Source organism: Marivita cryptomonadis (genome assembly GCF_002115725.1).
GTDB lineage: Bacteria > Pseudomonadota > Alphaproteobacteria > Rhodobacterales > Rhodobacteraceae > Marivita > Marivita cryptomonadis.
On record NZ_JFKD01000004.1, the window covers coordinates 116,708 to 137,794 of the forward strand.

18 protein-coding genes are annotated in these 21,087 nt (G+C 60.7%); 14 read left to right on the plus strand and 4 right to left on the minus strand.

The features are described from left to right. Positions 1–10: 10 nt before the first annotated feature. The 4 genes from MCRY_RS05985 to MCRY_RS06000 all read right to left on the minus strand — a co-directional run bounded on the left by MCRY_RS05985 (position 11) and on the right by MCRY_RS06000 (position 3,729). Positions 11–982 carry a TRAP transporter substrate-binding protein gene (locus MCRY_RS05985; protein WP_085628720.1) on the minus strand — a complete coding sequence of 324 codons (972 nt, stop codon included), beginning with the start codon at positions 980–982 and terminating at the stop codon, positions 11–13. A gap of 192 nt (positions 983–1,174) precedes the next feature. Further along, positions 1,175–2,020: a MurR/RpiR family transcriptional regulator gene (locus MCRY_RS05990; protein WP_085628581.1), complete on the minus strand. Its 846-nt coding sequence runs from the start codon at positions 2,018–2,020 to the stop codon at positions 1,175–1,177. 75 nt (positions 2,021–2,095) lie between these two features. After that, positions 2,096–3,007: a sugar kinase gene (locus tag MCRY_RS05995; protein WP_085628582.1), complete on the minus strand. Its 912-nt coding sequence runs from the start codon at positions 3,005–3,007 to the stop codon at positions 2,096–2,098. Continuing rightward, positions 3,004–3,729, minus strand: a complete 726-nt coding sequence (locus MCRY_RS06000) for a GntR family transcriptional regulator (protein WP_244897884.1) — start codon at positions 3,727–3,729, stop codon at positions 3,004–3,006. The genes MCRY_RS05995 and MCRY_RS06000 overlap by 4 nt, the downstream gene beginning before the upstream one ends. A 165-nt stretch (positions 3,730–3,894) precedes the next feature. Here MCRY_RS06000 and uxaC point away from each other — a divergent pair, with 165 nt between their 5' ends. The 14 genes from uxaC (at position 3,895) to MCRY_RS06070 (ending at position 21,062) form a co-directional block, all read left to right on the plus strand. Then, positions 3,895–5,301 carry a glucuronate isomerase gene (gene uxaC, locus MCRY_RS06005; protein WP_085628584.1) on the plus strand — a complete coding sequence of 469 codons (1,407 nt, stop codon included), beginning with the start codon at positions 3,895–3,897 and terminating at the stop codon, positions 5,299–5,301. Positions 5,302–5,324: 23 nt separating this feature from the next. Continuing rightward, positions 5,325–6,305, plus strand: coding sequence for a TRAP transporter substrate-binding protein (locus MCRY_RS06010; RefSeq protein ID WP_085628585.1), 981 nt, complete (start codon positions 5,325–5,327; stop codon positions 6,303–6,305). Between the two features lie 69 nt (positions 6,306–6,374). Next, positions 6,375–6,884: a TRAP transporter small permease gene (locus MCRY_RS06015; protein ID WP_085628721.1), complete on the plus strand. Its 510-nt coding sequence runs from the start codon at positions 6,375–6,377 to the stop codon at positions 6,882–6,884. Then, a complete protein-coding gene (locus MCRY_RS06020) occupies positions 6,884–8,164 on the plus strand; it encodes a TRAP transporter large permease (RefSeq protein WP_085628586.1) in 1,281 nt (426 codons plus the stop codon). Before MCRY_RS06015 ends, MCRY_RS06020 begins: the two co-directional genes overlap by 1 nt. A gap of 8 nt (positions 8,165–8,172) precedes the next feature. Further along, a complete protein-coding gene (locus MCRY_RS06025) occupies positions 8,173–8,478 on the plus strand; it encodes a cupin domain-containing protein (RefSeq protein WP_238939649.1) in 306 nt (101 codons plus the stop codon). Between the two features lie 18 nt (positions 8,479–8,496). Next, positions 8,497–9,321: a 5-dehydro-4-deoxy-D-glucuronate isomerase gene (gene kduI, locus MCRY_RS06030; protein WP_085628588.1), complete on the plus strand. Its 825-nt coding sequence runs from the start codon at positions 8,497–8,499 to the stop codon at positions 9,319–9,321. Then, positions 9,318–10,058, plus strand: a complete 741-nt coding sequence (kduD, locus tag MCRY_RS06035) for a 2-dehydro-3-deoxy-D-gluconate 5-dehydrogenase KduD (protein ID WP_203276019.1) — start codon at positions 9,318–9,320, stop codon at positions 10,056–10,058. Before kduI ends, kduD begins: the two co-directional genes overlap by 4 nt. After that, positions 10,048–11,460, plus strand: a complete 1,413-nt coding sequence (locus MCRY_RS06040) for a mannitol dehydrogenase family protein (RefSeq protein ID WP_409644856.1) — start codon at positions 10,048–10,050, stop codon at positions 11,458–11,460. The genes kduD and MCRY_RS06040 overlap by 11 nt, the downstream gene beginning before the upstream one ends. Then, positions 11,457–12,629: a mannonate dehydratase gene (gene uxuA, locus MCRY_RS06045; RefSeq protein WP_085628591.1), complete on the plus strand. Its 1,173-nt coding sequence runs from the start codon at positions 11,457–11,459 to the stop codon at positions 12,627–12,629. Before MCRY_RS06040 ends, uxuA begins: the two co-directional genes overlap by 4 nt. After that, a complete protein-coding gene (locus tag MCRY_RS06050) occupies positions 12,622–14,145 on the plus strand; it encodes a UxaA family hydrolase (RefSeq protein WP_085628592.1) in 1,524 nt (507 codons plus the stop codon). The genes uxuA and MCRY_RS06050 overlap by 8 nt, the downstream gene beginning before the upstream one ends. A gap of 76 nt (positions 14,146–14,221) precedes the next feature. Then, on the plus strand, positions 14,222–16,090 hold the full coding sequence (locus tag MCRY_RS06055; RefSeq protein ID WP_085628593.1) for a sensor histidine kinase: 1,869 nt from the start codon (positions 14,222–14,224) through the stop codon (positions 16,088–16,090). Continuing rightward, the gene (locus MCRY_RS06060) at positions 16,087–17,430 is read left to right on the plus strand and encodes a sigma-54-dependent transcriptional regulator (RefSeq protein WP_085628594.1); all 1,344 of its coding nucleotides are present in this window, start codon (positions 16,087–16,089) and stop codon (positions 17,428–17,430) included. Before MCRY_RS06055 ends, MCRY_RS06060 begins: the two co-directional genes overlap by 4 nt. Before the next feature lie 225 nt (positions 17,431–17,655). Further along, a complete protein-coding gene (locus MCRY_RS06065) occupies positions 17,656–18,645 on the plus strand; it encodes a TAXI family TRAP transporter solute-binding subunit (RefSeq protein WP_085628595.1) in 990 nt (329 codons plus the stop codon). A 146-nt stretch (positions 18,646–18,791) separates the two neighbouring features. Beyond that, positions 18,792–21,062, plus strand: coding sequence for a TRAP transporter permease (locus MCRY_RS06070; RefSeq protein WP_085628596.1), 2,271 nt, complete (start codon positions 18,792–18,794; stop codon positions 21,060–21,062). The last annotated feature ends 25 nt before the right edge of the window (positions 21,063–21,087 follow it).

The following is a 21,087-nucleotide window of genomic DNA, read 5'->3' on the forward strand; positions in this document are numbered from 1 at the left end:
GCTGCTGGCCTCACTCGATACCAAGCGCAGCTTTGGTGGCTGCGATCATGTCTTCACCGATCACGTCTACAAAGGTCGGGCTTTCGTAGAGCGGTGCTGCGGCGGCTTGGAACGCGGCAAAGTCGATCTCGTTGATTTCCATCTTATCGGCCAGTGCCGCGATGGTCTCGCTGTCGGTCGTCTCGCCCCATTCAAAGGTCCACGGTGCAACGTCTTGCGCCACGCTCAGGATGGTGTCCTTCAGCTCTGGGTCGAGGCTGGCAAGGAAAGGTTCACCAAAGACGAGGAAAGTTGGAAGGTAGACATGGTTCGACAGCGACATGTAGCCCTGCACTTCAAAGAGCTTGGCTGTGTCAACAACGTTGGCGGGGTTTTCCTGCCCGTCGATTGTACCCTGATCAAGCGCTGAATAGACCTCGCCAAAGGACAGCGGCGTGGCGTTGGCCCCCAGCGTGTTGAACATTTCGACCCGTTGTTTGTTGGTCGGTGTCCGGATCTTCAGGCCCTCGAGGTCAGCTGGCACGACGATCGGGCGCACCTTGTTGGTGATCTGACGGAAGCCGTTGTCCCACATCGCGGCCAGAACCATGCCGGTGCCGTCGAACCCGTCGGCAAGCATTTCGCCTGCGGGGCTGGAGGCAAAGGTCTGTACTGCCGCGCGGTCTTCGAACAGGTAGGGCAGATCGAAGATCGCGGTGCGCGTGTTGATCTGCGACACTGCTGAAGCCGACAAAGACCCATGGTGCGTGCCAAGGGATAGACCCTGAAGCACGTCTTCTTCCTTGCCCAAGGTGTTCGACATGAAAATCTGCACATCGACCGCGCCCGGCGCGGCGGCTTCCAGACGGGTTTCGTATTCCTGCAGGAAGACATGCGCGAACGAGCCTTCGGGCAGCGAAGAGTTGATCTGAAGGACAGTCTGTGCCGAGGCAACGGCAGGCAGCGCGGCGAGTGTGGCAGCTAGGATCAGATGTTTTGTCATGATGCGATTCTCCATTTCAAGGCGTGAAAGAAACTTGGCTCATATGAAAGGAATTTTTCTTATGTTGGCCAAATAAGAAATTAGATTTTCTTGGAGGCGCGGTGGGTTTTCATCTGTCCTGCTCAAGAAATGGGCGGTTGGCAGGGGGGTGCGGGTGGATTTTGGCCGTTGATGAGTCGCAGGCTGCGCCGATCAGAGTTCGGCAAGCCGCTCGTGCATGTCTTCGATATCGCCCATACGCTTGCGTCCGGATGGCCCGGACACCTCAAGACAGCGGGCTGCAACAAGATTGCAGACTGCCATCACGCTGACATGGTTCAAAAGCGGCCCTGACGAAGTGGTCGCGCAGGTGATGTGCCAGCGCGCAGGTAGGGCTTCCATCGAAGGGACATCCCCGATCAGGGCAACCTGTGCCCCTGAGTCCACTGCGGTTTCCGCAAGGCTCCATGCGATCTTCGGGTTGCGACGGAGCAAAAGGACGATGGCGACGTCGTCGGCTGACAGGGTCGCCACGGATTCGGCCAGCGTTTCCCCCGGGCGCGGCACAACCGAAACCGATGGTAGGACCTGCGTGATTTGCCAGCCAAGGTAGCTGGCCAAAGGGTAGCCTGCGCGAAACCCGGCCAGCCACACGCGCCGCGCCTTGTGCAGGGCGTGGGCAAGACTGTCGATCTCGTCCGATGCGAGGCTGCCATAGGTGGCGTCGAGATTGGCGCGGGATTGGTCGAGGTGTCGCCCGGCAGTGTTGATCGTGTCATTCTGCCCAGTACCAAAGCGCAAGAGGGCAGAGCCAGTGCGCCCTTCTTCCCGAACAGCCTTTCGCGCCTCGTCATAAGACGCATATCCCAGTTTGCGCACAAACCGCGAAACCGTGGCATTCGAGACTTCGGCCAATCCCGCGATCTCCGAGGCGGAATACCCAGCCATGTCGCCGGGAAAATCCAGCACCGCCTCAGCAAGCCGGCGTTCGGTGGGGTGAAGGTCGGGCAAAATGGCCCGCACCCGTGCCATGAAGGTTTTGGGAGTCCGCTGTTTCATCCCTGCAAAATGCTTTTCTTCTTGGGTGAGGTAAAGCGCGTTCTTGTGATCTGCCGCACCGCGTGCTGGGGCTTGTCAGCTTGCCTTGATGGCCTCAGGCACCAAGGCGCCGCGATGTGTGACCACCCGCGCGGCAAGCTGTGCTGCGGTGTCCACAGCGTGCTCGGGCGACAGCCCGGTGTAGCACGCGGCCAGAAAGCCAGCATTGAAGGAATCCCCCGCAGCCGTGGTATCGACAACATTGACCACGTGGGTCGGGGCAAGGTGCTGCGCTCCGCGTTCCGTGTGAAGAATGATTTCGCCCGGACCGTTCTTCACGACGACAATGCTTGCGCCAAGATCGGTGTAACGCTTGGCGGTATCCATTGGGGTCGCGTCGCCAAACCAGGTGGCTTCATCCTCGTGCGAGGGCAACACGACATGACTGCATTGTGCGGCCTTGGTGATTGCCGAGGTCATGGTTGCCGTGTCGTGCCAAAGCTTTGGCCTCAGGTTTGGATCGAACACGACCTGTCCCCCATGAGAGCCGAAATCCTGCAATTGCTCCAGCAGCGTGTCGCGATCTTGCTCTGGCAGGATGGCAAGCGTGATCCCCGAAAAATAGGCGATGTCTGCACCATCAAGGGCTTTGGCGATGTCTTTACCCGATTGCGCCAGTGTGCGTGCCGCACTTTGACCGCGCCAATAGCTGAAGCTGCGCTCTCCGTCCTGCAACTGGATCATGTAAAGACCCACTGTCTGCTCTGCACGGCGCAGGATGAAGGTGGTCTCGATTTTGGCCGACCCAAGAAAGTCCAGCATCTGGTCGGACAGGCTGTCCGTGCCCACGGCGGTGAAATACCCGATCTGCGCGCGGTCGCCCAACAGTTTGGCCAGATACCACGCGGTATTGAGAGTGTCGCCCGCGAACCCCATACGGTAGGTGCCAACGGTGTCCAGCGGGGCCATCTCGACCATGCATTCCCCGATGCAGACGATCCGGGTCACGGCGCGATATCCGTAAACCAATTGTGGTTCTCGGCCTTGATCTCGTCGATCTGCACCAGAATGCGCGACAGATGCTTGTCGATAGCATCCGCCGCCGCGTCCGGGCTTCGGGCGCTCAAGGCGTCCAGAATGGCGATGTGTTCGTTCAGCGCATAGTTCTGGGATGATCTGTCAAGCGTCAGCATCCGCACGCGGTCCATATGGCCCTTGTTTTCGCTGATCACGTCCCAGACATAGCCCACTCCGGATTGGACACAGATCTCACGGTGAAAGGCGTCGTCCAACGCGTGGAACCGCGATCGGTTGTTTTCGGTGATGGCCTCTTTTTGCTGGTCGATCAGATTGGACAACGCATGAAGCCCCTCATCGGAAATCACATGGCAGGCGGTGCGGCAGGTGTGCATCTCAAGCGCCAGCCGGATGAAACGCGCGCGCAGCACGGCCTCTTCGGAAATCAGGCTGACGGTGGTGCCGCTTTGGGGGCGGATTTGCAGGAAGCCAAGGTTGGCCAGTCGGCGGAACGCTTCGCGCACGGGTTGACGCGACACGCCCATCTTTGCGGAGACCTCGGCCTCGGAAATCTTGGTCTCTGGTGGCAGTTCAAGCGACAAGATGCGGTCGTGCAAGACCTTGAAGACCTGATCCGCAATCGTCGGCTGAACCTGCTGGCGCAGTTGGGGCAGGGGCAGGGGGGCTGATTTTTTCTGGACCGATGTCGTCACGTGTCTCGCCCTCTTCATGCGTATTGCCTTGCCGTCTTCATAGCACAGGCACCCCTAGACTTTGCAACTAGGATATTAGTTGACGCGTAAAAATTGCCAAACTAGGATATTAGTCATCAGCGGGTTTCAAAAGCCATGCTCCGCTGGGGAAAAACGGGAGGAAACATGGCGCTATTGGATGAGAATCGGCTGTTTTCGCCTGACCCTGTTTTGCGCGGGCTGTCCCGAACGCTTTACGACTCGGTCCGTGATCTGCCGATCATCAGCCCGCATGGCCATACCGATCCGCAATGGTTTGCCGAGAACGCCGCGTTCCCCGATCCGGCACGCCTTTTCGTGACCCCGGATCACTACGTCTTCCGCATGTTGCATTCACAGGGTGTCCCGCTGGAAGCGATGGGTGTTCCCCGTGCCGATGGCGGTGAGACCGAACAAGACCCGCGCACCATCTGGCGGCTGTTCGCGTCGGGCTACCATTTGTTCCGAGGCACACCGACCCGCCTTTGGGTTGACCACGCGCTGCAAGAGGTGTTCGGTGTCACCGAACGTCTGTCCCCCGAGACCGCGGATTCGATCTATGACCGGATCGACGACTGCCTGAAGCAGGACGCGTTTCGCCCCCGTGCTTTGTTCGAACGGTTCAACATCGAGGCGATCTCGACCACCGAAAGCGCCATCGACGATCTCAAATGGCACCGGATGATCCGCGACAGCGGTTGGAGCGGTAAGGTGATTACCGCCTACCGCCCCGACGCCGTGGTCGATCCTGAATTTCAAGGCTTCGCCGCCAATGTCGAAAAGATAGGCGAGATGGCGGGCGAGGATGCCACCACATGGCAGGGGTATCTGGCCGCCCATCGCAATCGCCGGGCGTATTTCAAGGAATTCGGCGCGACGTCCTCGGATCACGGCCATCCAACTGCGCGCACCGAAGACCTGCCGCAGGATGTGGCGGCATCGCTGTTCGACAAGGCGCTGCGCGGCGCGTGCACAGAAGACGAGGCAGATGCGTTTCGGGGCCACATGCTGACCGAAATGGCGCGGATGAGCCTTGATGATGGGCTTGTTCTGCAAATCCATCCGGGGTCTGCCCGCAACCATTCCGATCCGATCATGGCGCGGTTTGGCCGTGACAAGGGGTACGACATCCCCACGCGGACCGATTACGTCCATGCCCTGCGCCCGCTGCTGAATGCGGTGGGAGAACGGTCCGATCTGACCATCATTCTCTTCACGCTGGACGAGACATCCTATGCCCGCGAATTGGCACCATTGGCCGGGGTCTACCCGGCGCTGAAACTTGGGCCACCGTGGTGGTTCCATGACAGTTACGAAGGCATGATGCGGTTCCGCGAAATGGCGACCGAAACCGCCGGGTTCTACAACACGGTCGGGTTCAACGACGACACCCGCGCCTTCTGTTCCATCCCCGCGCGTCACGACGTGGCGCGGCGGGTTGATTGCGCGTTCCTTGCCAATCTGATCGCCACAGGGCGGCTGGCAGAGGACGAAGCATTCGAGGTCGCACATGACCTCGCATACCGGCTTGCAAAGCAGGCTTACCGGCTCTGAGAGCCATTTTCTGGGAGGAAACCATGAATTACGTCAAAACACTCGGGGCGGCCTTGCTGGCAAGCGTTGCCTTTGTCTCGGCGGCTGCGGCCTGCGAAGTGACGCTTCGGTCGTCGGACACCCATCCCGAGGGCTACCCGACCGTGGTCGCGGTGCAGAAGATGGGCGAAATGCTCGAAGAACGCACAGGCGGCAAGCTCTGCATCGAAGTGTTCCACTCGGCCCAGTTGGGGCAGGAGAAAGACACCATCGAACAGACCCAGTTCGGCGTGATCGACATGAACCGCGTCTCGCTTGGGCCGTTCAACAACATCATCGAAGAAACCCAAGTGCCGTCGCTGCCGTTCATCTTCCGGTCGACCGACCACATGCACCGCGTGATGGATGGCCCGGTGGGTCAGCAGATCCTCGATGCGTTCAGCGACCACGACCTTGTTGGACTCGCGTTCTATGACGGTGGGTCGCGCAGCTTCTACAATTCCCAGCGGCCAATCCGGTCTATCGAAGACCTTGCCGGGATGAAGTTCCGCGTCATGCAGTCGGACATCTTTGTCGACATGGTCTCTGCCCTTGGCGCCAACGCCACGCCGATGCCTTACGGCGAGGTCTATTCCTCGATCCAGACGGGGGTGATCGACGGTGCCGAGAACAACTGGCCGTCTTATGACAGCTCGGGTCATTTCGAGGTCGCCCAGTATTACACACTGAATCAGCACCTGATCGTGCCCGAAGTGCTGGTGATGTCGAAAACCAGCTTCGACAAACTGTCCGCCGAAGAGCAGGACATCGTCCGTCAGGCGGCACGCGATTCCGTTCCGGTGATGCGTGACCTGTGGCAGGAGCGCGAAAAAGTGTCCGAGCAGCGCGTGCGTGACGCGGGTGTCGAGATCATCACCGATATCGACAAGACGCCCTTCATCGAAGCGATGGTTCCCGTCTACCAAAAATACGTGACCTCACCCAAGCTTCAGCAGATGGTCGCTGATATTCAGGCAACTGAATAATCCAAGACCCGCCCCATGGCTGACTGTCATGGGGCGGGTGTCTTTGCGAGGGTGGGCAGGCCTGACATGATGAAAACGATTGCGCTTTTGACCGGGCGTTTGGCGCGTGTCGCCTTGTGGGTCGCTGGGATCGGGCTTGTCCTGATGACCGTGTTGATCGCGGCGCAGGTATTCTGGCGCTATGTGCTGAACGACAGCATCATCTGGACCGAACCCGCGTCCGTCATGATCATGGGCTGGTTCATCTTTCTGGGGGCCGCCGTTGGCATCCGCGAAGGCTACCACCTGTCCTTCGATGTGCTTTTGTATGTCGTGCCGCAGCGGATCAAGCTGGTGCTGCATTCGATCTCTGATCTAGCCGTCGCGGGTTTTGGTGTTGGGATGATCTGGTATGGCTGGCAGCTGGCCGAAAAGACAGCCGGTAACAAGCTGCCGGGTCTCGGAATTTCCGGTGCGTTCGATTTTGCCCCGATTGTCGCGGGTGGTGTTCTGATCGTCCTTTTCTCGACCGAGCGGATCGCCCGCCGAGCCGCGGGTCTTCCGACCGCGCGCTTTGGCGAAGAGGCGGAGATCGACTGATGGAATTGTACGTCCTCTTCGGAACTTTCACCTTCCTGTTGCTGATCGGCACGCCCGTTGCGTTCTGCCTTGGTGTGTCCAGCTTTGCGACTATTGCCTATCTCGGCTTGCCGCCCGTCGTCGTGTTCCAGCGTTTGAATTCCGGCGTGTCGGTCTTCGCGCTGATGGCGATCCCGTTCTTTATCTATGCCGGCGATCTGATGGTGCGCGGCGACATCGCCCGGAGGCTGGTTGCGCTGGCCGGAGGGTTTGTCGGCCATCTGCGTGGCGGTTTAGGTCAGGTCAACGTGCTGTCATCTGTCATGTTCGGCGGTGTGTCCGGCTCGGCGGCTGCCGATGCCAGCGCGGTTGGGGGCCTGATGGTCCCGCAGATGAAAGAGCGCGGCTATGATACGGATTATGCGGTCAACATCACCGTGGTGAGTTCGATCATCGCGCTACTGCTGCCGCCGTCACACAACATGATCATCTATTCGATTGCGGCAGGGGGCCGGATCTCGATTGCCGATCTCTTTACCGCTGGCATCATACCGGGCTTCCTGCTGGCTGGTCTGCTGATGGTCGCCGCATGGGGAATGGCGGTGCGCAAGGGATACCCGACGCAGCCATTTCAAGGCGTGCGTATGCTGGGCACGTTGTTTGTGTCCGCCGCACCGGGGTTGATCCTTGTTGCGATCATCTTTGGCGGCGTGCGGTCGGGGGTATTCACCGCGTCCGAGTCGTCGAACATCGCGGTCGTTTATGCGCTGCTGGTGACGTTCTTCGTCTATCGCAGCCTGAGCTGGCATGATTTTATCGAGGCCACATTCGCGGCCGTGCGCACCACCGCGATGGTGCTGATGGTCATCGGCTGTGCAGCGGCCTTCGGCTGGCTTTTGGCCTACACTCGGGTGCCCGCGTCGATGGTCGCGCTGTTGCAGGGCGTGTCGGACAACCCGATCATCATCCTGCTGCTGCTGAACCTCGTGCTGCTGATCCTTGGCACCTTCATGGACATGTCGCCGCTCATTGTCATCACCACGCCGATCTTCCTGCCGGTGGCAACCGCCTTTGGCGTCGATCCCGTACATTTCGGGGTGATCCTGATCCTCAACCTCGGCATCGGGCTTTGCACGCCGCCGGTGGGGGCGGTGCTGTTCGTGGGCTGTGCGGTGGGTCGCATTCCGGTCTGGGATGCGGTGCGGACGATCTGGCCCTTTTACGGTGCGGCGTTGGTGACGCTGATGCTCGTGACCTACATTCCGGCGCTGTCGCTCTGGCTGCCGTCGCTGTTCAAATGAGGAAAGACATGACCTATCCCGTGGTGCCGACCGATCCGGGTGTGACCCGGCAAGTGCTGGCCGAAAACCCCGATCTCATGGTCGTTGCGTTCCGGTTCGAAAACGGCGCCGAGGGCAAGCTGCACGAGCATCCGCATGTGCAATCCACCTATGTCGAAACCGGGCGCTTTACGTTTTTCGTGGGCGATGTCGAACACGACCTTGGCCCCGGTGACAGCGTGGTGATCCCATCCGGTGCACGACACGGATGCCGCTGCCGCGAGGCGGGCACACTCATCGACACCTTCACCCCGCGCCGCGACGATTTTCTTTGACCCGAAAGGCCTGACACCATGCTCAAGACCCAAACCCGCCACGCGATTGATCCGGCAACCGCCAAGGCGCTGGACACCGATCAGCTGCGGGCGCATTTCCATGTTGGTGGCCTGTTTGCGGAAGGCGAGATCAACCTTGTCTACACCCATTACGACCGCCTGATCCTTGGCTCTGCGGTGCCTGCGGGCGGAACATTGACGCTAGACCGGGTCGCAGAAGCGGGCACGCCATCCATTCTCGACCGTCGCGAGATGGGCGTGCTGAACATTGGAGAGGCCGGCTCCGTGTCCGTTGGTGGGACGACCTACCAGGTCGGGTCCGGCGAGGTGCTTTATATCGGCATGGGCTCCGGCCCGGTGACATTCAGCGGCAATGGGCGGTTCTACGTCCTGTCCGCCCCGGCGCATCAGACATATCCGACACGTCTGATCACGCTGGCCGATGCGCGGCGCGTGGAATTGGGTGCACGCGAAACCGCCAATGAACGGGTGATCATCCAGTTCTTGCATCCCGAAGTGTGCCAAAGCTGCCAGCTTCTCATGGGCTACACACAATTTGCGGAAGGGTCTGTTTGGAACACCATGCCCGCCCACCTGCATGACCGCCGGATGGAGGCCTATCTCTATTTCAAGCTGCCCGAAAACCAGCGGGTGTTCCACCTGATGGGCGAACCGTCGCAGACCCGTCACATCGTCATGGCCAATGAGGAAGCGGTCATCTCACCGCCCTGGTCGATCCACGCGGGTGCGGGCACGGCGTCTTACACCTTCTGCTGGGCGATGGCGGGCGATAATGTCGATTTCACCGATATGGACATGGTGGCGATGGAGGATCTGCGGTGAGCATGTTTTCCCTGACCGGACGCCGGGCGCTTGTAACCGGGGCCAATACCGGAATCGGGCTGGCGATTGCCATCGGTCTAGCCGAGGCCGGGGCCGAGGTGATCTGTGCCGGGCGGCGTACCTGTGACGAGACTGTAGGCGCGATTACAAAGGCTGGGGGAACCGCGTCTTCGGTGCTGGTCGATTTCGCCGATCCAATGGCGGGGCAGGGGCTATTCGACGATCAACCCATCGACCTGCTCATCAACAATGCGGGCATCATCCGCCGCGCCGATGCGGTCGACTTCACCGAGGCTGATTGGGACGCCGTGATGGACGTGAACCTCAAGGCGCTGTTCTTTACCACGCAGGCCTTTGCCAAGGCGGTACTGGCGCGCGGCGGGACCGGGGCGGTGGTCAACATCGCCTCACTGCTGTCGTTTCAGGGCGGTATCCGCGTGCCGTCCTACACCGCGTCGAAACATGGCGTAGCAGGGCTGACCAAGCTTTTGGCGAACGAATGGGCCGCCAAGGGCATCAACGTGAACGCGGTTGCTCCCGGCTATATCGAGACCAACAACACCCAAGCACTGCGCAACGATCCCGACCGCAATCAGGCGATCCTCGACCGCATCCCGGCAGGGCGCTGGGGGCAGGCCGAGGACATCGCGGGCGCTGCCGTATACCTGTGTACGCCTGCCGCACGTTACGTGCATGGCGCGGTTCTGAATGTGGATGGAGGCTGGCTTGCCCGCTGACACCGCTCAGGGCCCCAAGACGGGGATTGTACATCTGGGCCTTGGGGCGTTCTTTCGCGGTTTCGGCTGTGTGTTCGTGGCCGATGCGATGGCGGCGTCGGGTGGCGAGTGGGGCATCACCGGCGTGTCCCTGCGTAGCCCCGACACGCGCGATGCGCTGCAGGGGCAGGGCTGGGGTTATACGTCGGTCACGCTTGCGCCTGAAGGCGAACAAACGCGTTGGATCACCGTTCTGACCGACGTGCTGGTCGCACCTGAAGACCCCCAAGCGGTGCTGATCGCAATGGCGAAACCAGATGTACGGATTGTGACATTGACCGTCACGGAAAAGGGCTACTGCCACAACCCCGCCACCGGCGCTCTGAACGCTGATCATCCCGATATCATTCACGATCTGGCCCATGATCTTCCTAAGTCAGCCCCCGGTTTTCTGGTCCGCGCCTTGCAGTGCAGGCGGGCGGCAGGCGTTGCGCCGTTTACCGTTCTCACCTGTGACAACCTGCCGGAAAACGGTCGTCTGGTGCGCGGTCTCGTGCTTGATTTCGCGCGTCGTCTGGACCCGGACCTGGCCGACTGGATCGCCACAGAAGGCAAGTTTCCTTGCACCATGGTGGACCGGATCACACCGGCCACCACCATGGCCGACATCGCGCGCGTTGGCCAACTGACAGGCAATGTCGATGCGGCACCGGTGATGCACGAGCCCTTTGCCCAATGGGTGATCGAAGACGATTTCGTCGGGAACGCCCGCCCGGATTTCGCCGCAGCCGGTGTTGAGATGGTGCAAGACGTGACCGCGCATGAGCATATGAAGCTGCGCATGCTGAATGGTACCCATTCCGCGCTGGCCTATACCGGCTATCTCGCCGGGCACGAGACCATTGCCGAAACCGTCGCGGACCCCGTCTTTGCCGCCTATGTGCGGCGGCTCTGGTCCGAGATCATTCCGGCGGTGCAGGCCCCTGATGGGGTCAGCCTGACCGAGTACGCTGATGCGCTGTTCGACCGCTACGCCAACCCCGGTATCCGCCACAAGACGTGGCAGATCGCGATGGATGGCAGCCAGAAACTGCCGCAGCGCATTTTGGGCAGTTTGGAGGCGACTCTGTCTGCGGGTCGGGACTCGTCCGCGCTGTGTCTCGCTGTGGCGGCGTGGATGCGGTATGTGGGTGGGATGGATGAAGTGGGGCAAGTGATTGACGTGCGAGACCCGTTGGCAGGGCGGTTGCGCGATGCATCGGACAGTGCGGATACACCAGAAGGGAAGGTCGCGGCTTTGCTCGATGTGCGCGACGTGTTTTCTGCCGAGCTGGCCGAGAAATTGATCCGACCCGTCACCAAAGCTGCAATCCAGCTTTGGACCAAAGGCACCCGCGCCGCGATTGAAGAGGGGGCGCTATGATCGAAACGTGGCGCTGGTACGGTGAATTCGACCCGATCACGCTGGCCGAAGTGGCACAGACAGGGGCGGCCGGGATCGTCAGTGCTCTGCACGCCATCCCTTATGGCGAGGTGTGGCCGCCTGAGGCCATCACCGCCCGCAAACGCAGCATCGAAGAGGCGGGGTTTGTGTGGTCCGTCGTCGAAAGCCTGCCGGTGCATGAGCGCATCAAGAAGGGTGAAGGCGACCTCTCTGCGTTGTTCGCCAATTACCGCCAGTCTATGGCCAATCTGGCGGAACAGGGCGTACAGACGATCTGCTACAACTTCATGCCGCTTCTCGACTGGACACGCACCGATCTGGCAGCGCCTGTCGCGGGTGGGGCCACCTGCCTGCGGTTCGAGGCGACACATATGGCGGCGTTCGAGATCCACATGTTGGGGCGTCAGGCCGCGGAGGACGATTACAGCGACGAGGTGCGCGTGCGCGCCGCTGCATGGTATCAGCAGGCGACAGAGGCCGACCGAGACAGCTTGTTGAAGTCGATCATGGCGGGGATGCCGGGGGCGTTCGACCGGTATGACATTCCGGGGCTGCGAACTGCACTTGCCGCGTATGACGGGATCGACCGTAATGATTTGCGCGCGAACTACGCCCGGTTCCTCGCAGAGGTTGTTCCGGCCGCTGAAGACTTGGGCCTCCGACTTTGCGTCCACCCGGACGACCCGCCGCGCGACATTCTTGGGCTGCCAAGGATTGTGTCCACAGGCGACGATCTGGAATGGGTGCTGGCGACCCAAGACAGCCCGGCCAATGGCGTGACGCTCTGTTCTGGCTCGCTTGGGGCGCATCCGGGCAATGATGTGCCTTCCATTGCCGCCCGCGTGGCGGACCGCATCCATTTCGCGCATCTGCGCAATGTGCGTAAAGAGCCCGATGGATCGTTCGAAGAAGCGGCGCATCTGGATGGCGATACCGACATGGTTATGTTGCTGCGTGTTCTCTTGCGCGAAGAGGCGCGGCGCAGGACGGAAGGGCGCGCGGATCACGTGATCCCGTTCCGCCCTGACCATGGCCATCACATGCTGACTGATCATGACCGGGATTTCGTTCCGGGCTATCCTCTGATTGGCCGGCTGCGCGGGCTGGCGGAATTGCGCGGGGTTATCCGGGGTATTGGGCATGTCTGAACCGCTGGTGCTTCATCCATCTGACAAGGTCGCTGTTCTGACGGCACGGGCGCAGACGGGCGCGGACCCTCTGGCACTTGGGGTGCCTTTGCAAAAGCCCCTGTCAGCCGGACACAAGATTGCTCGTCAGGATATCGCGGCAGGTACACCGATCCTCAAGTTCGGTCAGTTCATTGGCAAGGCCACATCGGACATCGCGGCGGGCGAGCATGTACACACGTTCAACTGCGCCTTCGACAACCCGGAACAGGCCTACGCCATAGGGACCGATCTGGAAGCCGCACAGACGGCCATCCCGCGGTCAGTGCCTTTGACCTTCCAAGGCTACCTCCGCCCAGACGGACGCGTGGGCACGCGCAATTACATCGCGCTTCTCGCGACGGTGAACTGTTCGGCCACGGTGATCCGCCGCGCGGCAACCGAGATCGAGGCGAGCGGTGTGCTCGATGCCTATCCGGATATCGACGGTATCGTGGCGCTTGCGCATGGCACGGGCTGCGGCATGGCGGGCAGTGGGCCGGGGTTTGAGATCCTCGACCGGGTACTTTGGGGGCATGCAACCCATCCAAACGTGGGTGCAGCAGTGTTTGTGGGCTTGGGCTGCGAGGTGATGCAGATCGCGCGGATGCAATCGCATTTCGGCGCCGAAAGCACGGCGCATTTCCACGGGCTGACCATTCAGGACAGTGGCGGCACGCGGGCGACCATCGACGCGATCAAGGACCATGTTGTTGGGCTCCTGCCAACGGTGAACGCCATATCCCGCAGCCCGCAACCGATGTCTGCGCTGAAGGTTGCGTTGCAATGCGGCGGGTCGGATGGGTTCTCCGGCATCACCGCTAACCCGGCTCTTGGTGTGGCGAGCGATCTGCTGATCGGGCAGGGCGGAACCGCGATCCTGTCGGAAACGCCCGAAATTTATGGCGCGGAGCAATTGTTGCTACGCAGGGCCGCGTCTGACGCGGTGGCGCAAAAGCTGATCCGCCAGATCAAGTGGTGGGAAAGCTATACCGCGCAGAACGGTGGGTCGCTCGACAACAACCCAAGTCCCGGCAACAAGCAGGGGGGCATCACGACGATCTTGGAGAAATCGCTGGGCGCTGCGGCGAAAGGTGGGTCCACGCCACTGACCGCCGTGTATGATTATGCCGAACAGGTCGACGCGCCCGGTCTCGTGTTCATGGACACACCCGGCTACGACCCGGTGTCGGTCACCGGCCAGATCGCGGGAGGCGCGCAGATCGTGGTTTTCACCACTGGGCGTGGATCGGCGTTCGGGTCGAAGCCTGCGCCGACGATCAAGCTGGCCACCTCGGACCGGCTGTTTCAGCAGATGCCGGATGATATGGACCTGAACACCGGAGATATCTTGTCCCAAGGCGTGACGATTGCCGATAAAGGTCGTGAGGTTTTCGATCTCATTCGCGCCACCGCGTCTGGTCAGCCCAGCAAATCCGAGACCCTTGGGCTGGGCGATCACGAGTTTGTCCCGTGGCAGATCGGGGCGGTGATGTAGGCCGCCTATCCCTGCAAATGCGCAGATCACGCGCGAGCGGCTTGTCTCGGTTCGCGAATGGACGCATCTTCGCACCATGATCGGTTCGACAGAAAACACGCATCGCGTTTGGACGCGGAATTGGGCGGTTGCATTGATCGCGGGCGGCGTGGCGCTTCTGCTGGCGCTGATGGTCTTGCTGTTTCCCGCGCTCGAACGTGTCTACCTGAGCCAGTTGGGCAAGCGCGAAGCATCGACCCTAACCTTGGCTGTCGAAGGTCTGAACGGATCCCTGCGCCGGTTCGAGGCTTTGCCTGGATTGATCGCCGAACGCCCCGATCTGGCGCAGCTGTTGCGGGATCCATCGGACACGTTGCTGATCGACCGGGTGAACGACGCCCTGCATCAAACCGCAGAAGAGGTGGGGCTGTCCGATATTTTTCTGATTGACCGCAACGGGCTGACACATGCGGCAAGCAACCACTGGAAAGACCTGTCCTTTGTTGGTCAGAACTTTGCATACCGGCCCTATTTCACGCTTGCCCTTTCTGGCGATCAGGGGCGCTTTTTCGCGCTGGGCACGACGTCGGGGGAACGTGGCTACTTCTTTGCCGAAGCGGTGCGCGACGGGACCGAGATCGTGGGTGTGCTGGCGGTCAAATTCACTGTCGATGCGTTCGAAGATGCATGGCGCGATGGGACCAACGACATTCTGGTTCAGGACGAGGCTGGTGTGATCTTCATGGCCAGCCGCCCCGACTGGCATTTCCGGTCTTTGGAGCCGTTAAGCCCAGAGGCGCGTGCTGCCATAGAAGACACAAAGAAATACCCGATGGATCAGCTTGTGCCGTTGCAAACCTCGCAAGAGGTCTTTGATGACAGGTTTCGGAAAGTTGAGATCACCGACAACTCTGGCGGGACCGAGCGGTTTTTGGTGCAAAGTCAGATGATCCCGGAGGCGGGTTGGAAGGTGTCGCTTTTGACGCCCAGCGAACAGGCGTGGACCCGCGCGGTAGGAACGGTGGCGCTGTCGGCGCTTTTGCTGTTGCTTGTCGGCCTGATTGCCACGGTCGTCATTCAGCGCCGCATTCAGTTGCAGGAGCGGATCCGCGCGGCACTGTCTATGCAGGAGGAACTGGAGCACAGGGTCACCCAACGCACTGCAGAGCTTAAGGATGCAAACGCCCTCATCATGCAGGAGGTCGAGGAACGGCGCGCGGCCGAGACCTTGTTGCGGCAGACGCAGACGGAACTCATTCAGGCTGGCAAACTCGCAGCCTTGGGCCAGATGGCCGCCGCTTTGAGCCACGAGTTCAACCAACCGCTGGCGGCGGTGAAATCCTTTGCCCGCAATGCCGGGGCCTATCTGGATCGCGGCGAGCCGGACAAGGTGCGCCAGAATGTCGGAATGATCGACGATATGGTTGACCGGCTGGCTGCCATCTCGACCCACTTGCGCAACTTTGCCCGCCGTCCCGGTGAGAAAACCGAACCTGTCTTGCTCAACCGGGCTTTGGACAGCGCGCTGGTCATTCTCGAACCCAAGATGCGGGCCTCTGGCTGCCGGGTGAACCGTGACGAAATCGACGGTGACATCTGGGTTTTGGGCGGGCAGGTGCGGTTGCAACAGGTCTTCGTCAATTTGCTCAGCAATGCGGTGGATGCGATGAACGACGTGCCGGACCCTGTTGTTGATCTGTCCCTCGATATGGACGGAGGTGGGGTTCATGTACGGGTTCGTGACCGTGGAACCGGAATGACCGACGCCGAGATCGCGCAACTGTTCGATCCGTTTTTCACCACCAAGGAGCCCGGCAAGGGCATGGGGTTGGGACTTTCGATTTCTTATAACATCGTGCGCGACTTTGGCGGCACGCTCGAAGGGCGCAACCATCCCGAAGGTGGTGCTGTCTTCAGCGTGACATTGAAGCTGGCCGAAGCGCCATCACTGGCTGCCGCCGAATGACCAAGACGCCCGCTGTTCTGTTTGTCGATGACGAGGAGCCGCTGCGCATTGCGGCACAGCAGACGTTGGAGCTGGCTGATCTCGACTGTACGTGTTTCGACCGGGCAGCCTCTGCTTTGGCAGTGATTGGGCCGGAATTCCCCGGCATTCTCGTCACAGATATTCGGATGCCGGGCATGGACGGGACAGAACTTTTGCGGGCCACCCTGCAAAAAGACCCGGAGTTCCCGGTGATCCTTGTCACCGGTCACGGCGATCTGGATCTGGCTGTCGGCATGATGCGGGAAGGGGCATATGATTTCATCGAAAAGCCTTATGCGCCGGAACGTCTGGTCGATGCGGTGCGACGGGCCTTGGAGATGCGCCGCCTGACCATCGAGAACCGTGCTCTGCGGTCTGAAATGGCGCCGTTGATCGGGACAAAAGACGGGTTGCGCGGGTTCAGCCCCGAGATGGAAACCGTTCGCAAACAGATCCGCGCGGTCGCCGCCAGCGATGCCGATGTGCTGATCGTGGGCGACACCGGTACCGGCAAGGGTCTGGCGGCGCAGGCTGTGCACGCTGCCAGCAAACGCGCGGATCGGCCTTTCGTGGCCATCAACTGTGCCGCTTTGCCGTCGGACTTGATCGAAAGCGAATTGTTCGGTCACGAAGCCGGAGCTTTTGCAGCAGCGACACGTGCGCGGGCCGGCAAGTTCGAACATGCCCGTCGCGGCACGGTGTTTCTGGACGAGATCGACAGCCTGCCGCTGGCCTTGCAGGCCAAACTGCTGCACGCCGTTGAAACCCGGTCGATCAGCCGTCTTGGATCACATGACCGGATCGACCTGGATGTCCGGTTCATTGCGGCGTCGAAATCCGATCTCGAGGCTGCGGCGGCCAAAGGCATGTTTCGCGGTGATCTGCTGTACCGTTTGAACGTCGTGACGATCCGCATGCCGTCGCTTGCAGCGCGGCGGCAGGACATTCCGATGTTGTTTCTGACCTTCGTCGCGCAGATGGCAGACCGTTACGACCAACCCGTGCCACAGGTTCCGGGTGCAGTGCTTGATGCGTTTGCGGCTCGGGACTGGCCCGGCAATGCCCGCGAGTTGCGCAATGCCGCCGAACGCTATGTGCTGGGCCTGCCGGATGCGGCGGATCAGGCAACACCGTCGTCAGGAACGCTTGTCGAACGGGTGGCCGAACACGAGCGCGCGTTGATCGCGGCCAGTCTTGCGGCCAATGCGGGGCGGCTGAAGGACACCTACGAGGCGCTTGGGATTTCGCGGAAAGCGCTTTACGAAAAGATGCAGCGCTACGGTCTGGACCGCGACTCCTTTGTCGAACCAGACAACTGATACGCTGGGCTTTTCCCAAACAGCGGCCCGATGTGTCGTCCACGACCCAAAAATTCTGGCGTTTGTCCCCCCGCCGACCCATCGCCGGGAAAAACTGTGATTTGCCTAAAATGTTGGCGGTAACGGCGCTAGGCGATGCGCAGGGTCGCATGGTTCCTGAGCGGCGACCCGGCGAGGAGACACAGGCCGGGCTACACACTCTTTGTATGCGTTTGGGAGGAACCAATGCAGAAAATCACAGCACTCACCTTTGCCGTCACCTGTGCCATCACAGGTCAGGCGTTTGCCGAAAGCCATGTCGACCGCACCGGTTGGCCGGACAGCTTTACCGTGGGCACCGCGTCGCAGGGCGGCACGTTCTTTGCCTATGGTTCGGGCTGGGCGAACCTTGTCGCGGAAGAGCTGGGCGTCTCCGGCGGCGGCGAAGTCACAGGCGGCCCGATGCAGAACATGGCGCTGGTGCACACCGGTGATGTTCAGTTCGGCATGACCACAATGGGTCCGGCAGCGGAATCCCTCGCGGGGACCAACCCGATTGCACCCGGCCTTCAGATGACCAACGCCTGCGCGATGTTCCCGATGTACCAGACACCGTTCTCGGTCACCGCACTGTCGTCTTCGGGCATCACTTCGATCGCCGACATTCCGGCAGGTGCGCGTATCGGCTTTGGCCCGGCAGGATCGACATCCGACACATACTTCCCGCGGATGATGGAAACGCTGGGTGTCGACTTTGAGCGTCGTAATGGCGGCTGGTCCGACCTTGGCGGTCAGCTTCAGGATGGTTTGCTGGACGTGATCGCGTTCGCAGCAGGCGTTCCGGTCCCGGCCGTGTCACAGCTTGAGGTTCAGACCGATGTGAACATCATCGAGTTCACCGAAGAAGAGCAGGCCAAGATCATCGAAGCCTTCCCGGTCTCCGCGTTCGAGATCTCGGCCGAGGCCTACACCACTCTGGAAGCACCGGCACGGTCAGTTTCCATGTGGAACTTCGCCATTGCGAACTGCGATCTGCCGGCAAGCTTTGTGAATGCGGCTGTCGATGTCGTCATGTCCGACAACGAGCGGATGGTGAACATCCACCGTGCGGCAACGTCGACCCTGCCCGAGAACTGGGACAAAAACGCTGTTCTCAAGTGGCACCCCGGTGCGGCTCAGTGGTTCAAGGAAAACGCTGGCGCGGACATTCCTGATAGCATGATCCACGGCATGTAAGCCGTTTCGGAGCGGCGCTGGCAACCTGCGCCGCTCCACGTTTTGGCATCCCGCGCGCGTTGAAATGCGCCTGGTCGGGGGCCCCTTTTTCTCAAGACATAAAGCGCCGACGCGACAGCCAAGGCGGCTTTGCCAGGGAGGTGGCAATGGTTCAGGAGTCCACACAGGCCGACAAGGCTGTGATCGCAGAAGGCGTCGACGAAGAGCCGGTCGAAGCCAACCGACGTCTGTTTACGGGTTGGCGCATGCAGGTCGTGGCAGGGGCCGCGGCGCTTTATGCACTGTTCCACATGGCGGCGCTCAATGGTGTTTCCATTTCGGCCTATACCGGGATCACCGTGCCGCTCTTGCCGCAATTCCCGATGGAGACATGGAATTTCCGCATCTTCCACATTGCAGGCGCCTTGGCGCTGGGCTTTGTGGTCTACAACGCGATGATGTTTTCCGATGATGCCCACAAGGATGACCGAAGCAGCCTCTGGGGAAAGTTGGCCTATGTCCTCTTTATCCCGGCGCTGCTTGCGGTGGGAACAAGCCTTTGGTTCGCGCAGATCATCGCATCGGGCACCCTCCCAGAAATGGGCGGGCTGACCACATGGCCTGCCTTCGCGGGAACACCGATCTACGCGCAAGAGGTGTGGTATTTCGGGGTTCCTTTGCTGATCGCAACAGGCGGTGGCATTGTGCTGGGTTGGTTCGAAACCGCGCCGCGTGACGAGTTCCGGGTGTCTGACATCCTTCTGGGTGTCTGCGCGTTCGCTGTTGCGGCCTATCTGATCGCAATTTACGGCACCGCTGCCCGCAACGCCGTGGGCACACCGTTTGTGCCGATTGGCGTGGCCTTTGCGGCCACTGCCGGATCTGCGATGATCCTCGAACTGACACGGCGGGTGGCTGGTCTGGCGCTGGTGATCATCACGGGTGTTTTCCTGCTCTATACCTTCGTGGCACACCTGTTACCGGGTATTCTGGCCGTGCAAAGCGCCTATAGCTGGCAGCGCTTCTTTGGCCATGTCTATTCGGATGCGGGTATTCTTGGCCCAACGACAGCAGTGTCCTCGACTTACATTATCCTGTTCATCATCTTCGCGGCTTTCCTTCAGGCCTCCAAGGTGGGCGACTACTTCGTGAACTTTGCTTTCGCAGCGGCCGGTCGGGCGCGTGGCGGTCCTGCCAAGGTGGCGATTTTCGCGTCAGGCCTGATGGGCATGATCAATGGCACATCTGCGGGTAACGTGGTGGCCACTGGATCACTGACCATCCCGCTTATGAAGAAAGTCGGCTATAAACCGACAACCGCAGGTGCGGTCGAAGCGGCGGCTTCGACGGGCGGTCAGATCATGCCTCCAATCATGGGGGCAGGGGCCTTTATCATGGCCGAGATCACCGGCATCCCTTATCAGGACATCGCCATCGCTGCGATCATCCCGGCGATCCTGTATTTCGTGTCGGTCTATTTCATGGTGGATTTCGAGGCGGCCAAGTTGGGGATGCGCGGCATGCGCGATGACGAGTTGCCGAAGCTCGCTAAAATGGTGCGGCAGGTCTATCTGTTCATCCCGATCATCATCCTGATTGCCGCATTGTTCATGGGGTATTCAGTGATCCGTGCCGGAACTTTGGCGACGATGGCCGCCGCTGTGGTCAGCTGGTTGACCCCGTTTCCGATGACTTGGCGTGGCATTGTCAAAGCGTTCGAACTGGCGGGCATCATGTCGATCCAGATCATCGCGGTGTGTGCGTGCGCGGGTATCATTGTTGGAGTAATCAGCTTGACTGGCGTCGGTGCACGCTTCTCGGCTGTGCTTCTGGACCTCGCTGGCGTAAGTCAGCTTCTGGCGCTGTTCTTTGCCATGTGTATCGCAATCCTGTTGGGAATGGGGATGCCGACAACTGCGGCTTATGCGGTGGCGGCGTCCGTCGTTGCACCGGGCCTTGTGCAATTGGGTATCCCGACACTGACCGCGCATTTCTTTGTGTTCTACTTCGCGGTTTTGTCGGCCATCACACCTCCCGTGGCGTTGGCCAGCTATGCAGCGGCAGGCATTTCCGGGGCAAACCCGATGCAGACCTCGGTCGCGTCCTTCAAGATCGGTATCGCGGCATTCATCGTCCCGTTCATGTTCTTCTACAACAGCGCGCTGTTGATGGAGGGCACGTGGTTCGAAGTGATCCGCGCGGGCATCACGGCCACCTTTGGTGTGTTCCTTTTGTCTGGCGGGGTGCAGGGCTGGTTCCTTGGCCAGCGCTCGGCATGGTTCATCCGTATTGGCTTGGTCACGGCGGCGCTTTTGATGATCGAGGGTGGTCTGATCACCGACCTTATCGGCATCGGGGTGACGGCAGGGGCTTGGATGATCCAGCGCTTCCTGCATCCTGATCCGAATGCCAGCATCCCGGTGCGGGGCGCGGATTGACATACAAAAGGGCCGCCCGATGGGG